At 64.1% G+C, this 3,994-nt stretch carries 2 protein-coding genes and 1 pseudogene; all 3 read left to right on the top strand.

Annotated elements, in window-relative coordinates:
- Nucleotides 1-744, top strand: a pseudogene (locus tag FJ988_RS31485) (hypothetical protein); the annotation flags it as partial.
- Nucleotides 745-1,522: 778 nt separating this feature from the next.
- Nucleotides 1,523-1,831 carry a hypothetical protein gene (locus FJ988_RS30485; RefSeq protein WP_140823038.1) on the top strand — a complete coding sequence of 103 codons (309 nt, stop codon included), beginning with the start codon at nucleotides 1,523-1,525 and terminating at the stop codon, nucleotides 1,829-1,831.
- An 88-nt stretch (nucleotides 1,832-1,919) separates the two neighbouring features.
- Nucleotides 1,920-3,994 (top strand): DUF4347 domain-containing protein (locus tag FJ988_RS31480; protein ID WP_181183728.1); only part of this gene is annotated, 2,075 nt, incomplete at its 3' end.

Below are 3,994 nucleotides of genomic sequence, written 5' to 3'. Positions count from 1 at the left end.
GGCTCGACGGGTGCAACGGGTGCGACTGGTTCGACGGGCGCCACCGGCGCAACGGGTGCCACAGGAGCGACCGGCCATACCGGTGCTACCGGCTCGACTGGTGCAACGGGTGCCACCGGCTCTACCGGAGCAACCGGGCCCAAGGGCGACACCGGACCGAAGGGAGCAACCGGCGCGACCGGGGCGACTGGTGCCACCGGCTCGACCGGAGCAACCGGGCCCAAGGGCGACACCGGACCGAAGGGAGCAACCGGCGCGACCGGGGCGACTGGTGCCACCGGCTCGACCGGAGCAACCGGGCCGAAGGGCGACACCGGACCGAAGGGAGCAACCGGTGCGACCGGGGCAGCTGGTCCCACCGGCCCGACCGGGTCGACTGGACCGTCAGGCGGTGATCATCACCATCACCACCACCACCACGACCACGACCACTTCGAGTCGGCTTTGGTGAACCTCACCACGCTGGGATTGAGGGACACGACGTTCCTGTCGTCCGGCCCCGGCAACAATGGCGGCGGCGATTATTCGTCGTTGCGGTTCCTGATTGGCATGGCGACCAGCTCGCTTGTGGCCGATCTCCTTGGCGCCTTGAACAAGATCAAGGGCTTTGGGAATACCCAGGACCAGGGCGGCGGCGCGAAGAACGATCCGACCCCGGACACGACGAAGCTCTCTGGCGGCCATACCGATAACGACCATACGGTGAAGTCGATCCTGAAGGATTTCCTGAAGCCGAACGGATAATCGGGCGTTTGGTACCGGCGGCGATCTATAGTCGCCGGTACAAGAGGCAACATCGGACGCGCGGGCTTCGCGAAGACGCGGCCCGCGCGTTTTTTGTACCAGCGCATATCGGAGTATGACGCGCGGTGCTGACCTTCGCCCCTTCGTCGTTCGCCCCGATAGTTGGTTGCGATCAAATCTGCGAGACCAGCGCGGAATATTGCTCTCGACTAAACCGTTGCGATGGTTGCGTTTTTCGCGAGCTCAAGAGTCGTCACCGGTCGTTTGCGGCTAACCAGGAGTTGCAAATTCGTTAACAAATCCTCGATTCGACGTTTACAATTCAAGAATTTTCTAATTCACTAATATGGTAACTTTTACATACCCGTTATGACCCGTGGTGGCGGGGATGCGGGTCTCCGGTGTTACGTCGACGCGCCTTTTCGGTCGCGTCCATACCTGCCTGGGTGCGGCAGTTAGGTTTCATTTGTGGGTGTTGGTGAGAGCCGTCGATGGTGAATCGGCGGTTTGGGGTGGAGTGCGTTATGCGTGGTGTTATGTCGTGCGCGAATCGAGCCGATCTGGCCTTCGCCAAACTCCCGATTGATCCACCGGCGAGCTGCGCCGGCAACTTTGCTCGGGCCGATAGGTCGGCCCATGGCGCACTAAAGACGCGCCAGCGCCGCAGGGCGCCTCCACACAAAAAATGACTGATGCGGGTTCGATCCCGGCCAGGCGATGAGATGGTCTCGTCGTCGCAAAGCGCGGCACGGCCGCTGCCCCAACTGAGGAGAGATTGATGAGCTACGCTGCAGGGACTGGCGCCATGGAAATTACGGTCAGGGGCGTTTTGCCGATCGGAGACACGACGGACAATCAAACCTATTTCATTCTGGACGCGGCCAAGGCTGCGATCGTCGGCCAGGTCATACTTCCCAAGGCGGTCAAACGGAGCATGGCCGTCGCGCTCACCGTGAAGGTGCCAAGCACGGCAGGTTCATTTGCGATCGGCACGTTCGACGATGCCGGCAACTTCCAGATCGCGAGCTTCCTGCGCGTGGAGCGCCCCTCTGTCCCGAGCGGCGCTGTCGGCCCGGTCGGACAGTGACTGCTACCCCACACCTTTCGCCCTCGATGCTCGCCGGTGACGCGGTGAGCGATTTCCCTTTTTGAATTGAAGCCAACAGGAGCCAGTCATGGCCGCCCGCGCCTCCGAAATTCTCTTTGTGGATCCTTCGATCTCCGACCTGCAGACCGTTCTCGGCTCCCTGAGGCCAGAAGTCCGGGCTATCATGCTCGATCGTCACCGGCCACCGGCGCGGCAGATCTCCGGCGCCCTTGAAGGGGAAGAAGGCCTCGAGGCTATCCACATCATGGCACATGGCGCGCCGGGGCGCGTCGCGTTTTCAGCGGGAGAGTGGTCGGTCGCCACGCTGAAGGAAATGACTGAAGATTTCGCTGCGATCGGCGAGGCGCTTGCCGCCGACGGCGAACTGCGGCTGTGGAGCTGCGCGACGGCATCAGGGGTTGTAGGCGAGGCCTTCGTAGCAGCGCTGGAAGAGGCGATCGTCGCAGACGTCCGCGCATCCAGTTCACTGGTTGGCGCAGCCGCCTTGGGCGGCACCTGGAAACTATCCTCAGAGGCTGGTGCCTCTGCGCCTTTGCCCCCGCTCAGTGCGCATGGTGTAGCAAGTTTCACTGGCGTGCTCGCAACATCGGGCGATCTGACACTTGCTGGACTTATAGCTTCTGGTAACGGAAACAATATTAATACGTACTATCTTGTCGATACAAACGGTACAGCCGTTAATACTGACGATACAGTCGTTGGTAGCTTTAATCTCCCATCCGCAGACAACGGAAAGGTTCCAACCTTTTCGGCAACCATTACGGTTCCGGACGTCACTCATACCTATCTCATTTACGACTCCGGCTTTCATCTATACGGCACGCTTACTCCTATCGACGCCGACCCCGGTACCCCCGGTGTCCAACCGACCAACCCGCCGACTTATTCTTTCGTCACCACGCAAATCAACGAATTCGGGCCGGGCAATGATGGCAATCACTTCGCTGGTGGCACCATAACTGTAGCGGCTGGCGGCTCCCCCGGCCCGACTGGACCGACCGGCTCTACAGGCCCGACGGGTGCGTCAGGCGCAACGGGTGCGACAGGCGCGACCGGAGCGACCGGAGCGACCGGTGCTTCCGGCGCCAGCGGCTCGACCGGAGCCACAGGTGCAACAGGTGCGACCGGTGCAACGGGCGCCACAGGTGCGAGCGGCGCAACGGGCTCCACAGGTTCGTCGGGCGCGACTGGCGCCACGGGTGCTACTGGCGCTACAGGCGCAACCGGTGCTACGGGCGCCTCCGGTGCGACAGGCGCCACCGGTTCGTCGGGCGCGACTGGCGCTACAGGCGCAACCGGTGCTACGGGCGCCTCCGGTGCGACCGGCGCCACCGGCGCCACGGGTGCGACTGGTGACACGGGCGCAATAGGTTCGACAGGTGCGACCGGCTCGACCGGTGCAACTGGAGCAACCGGTGCCACGGGCGATACCGGAGCAACCGGATCGGCAGGTGCGACCGGCGCAACGGGCGCAACAGGCGCCACCGGTTCGTCGGGCGCGACTGGCGCTACAGGCGCAACCGGTGCTACGGGCGCCTCCGGTGCGACCGGCGCCACCGGCGCCACGGGTGCGACTGGTGACACGGGCGCAATAGGTTCGACAGGTGCGACCGGCTCGACCGGTGCAACTGGAGCAACCGGTGCCACGGGCGATACCGGAGCAACCGGATCGGCAGGTGCGACCGGCGCAACGGGCGCAACAGGTGCTACTGGCTCGACGGGTGCTACCGGAGGAACCGGTGCCACAGGTGATACCGGAGCAAACGGCTCGACAGGTGCCACTGGAGCGACCGGTGCCACGGGTGATACCGGCGCAACCGGATCGACCGGCGCCACCGGAGCTACGGGTGATACCGGAGCCACCGGCGCAACAGGCTCGACCGGCGCAACAGGCGCTACGGGCGACACCGGAGCTACCGGCTCGACGGGCGCCACAGGTGCAACAGGTGCAACAGGTGCCACTGGAGCAACCGGTGCCACGGGTGATACTGGCGCAACCGGATCGACAGGCGCTACCGGCACCACGGGCTCAACCGGTGCGACTGGCTCGACGGGCGCAACCGGCGCCACCGGTGCGACGGGTGATACCGGAGCAACGGGTGCCACTGGTGCAACAGGCTCGACCGGCGCAACAGGCGCTAC

The organism is Mesorhizobium sp. CU3 (assembly GCF_006442965.1).
GTDB lineage: Bacteria > Pseudomonadota > Alphaproteobacteria > Rhizobiales > Rhizobiaceae > Mesorhizobium.
This window is presented reverse-complemented; position numbering and strand designations above follow the sequence as displayed.

Coding starts and splice junctions, on each gene's coding strand:
- FJ988_RS30485 (WP_140823038.1), top strand. CDS start 1,523: ATGAGCTACGCTGCAGGGACTGGCGCCATGGAAATTACGGTCAGGGGC.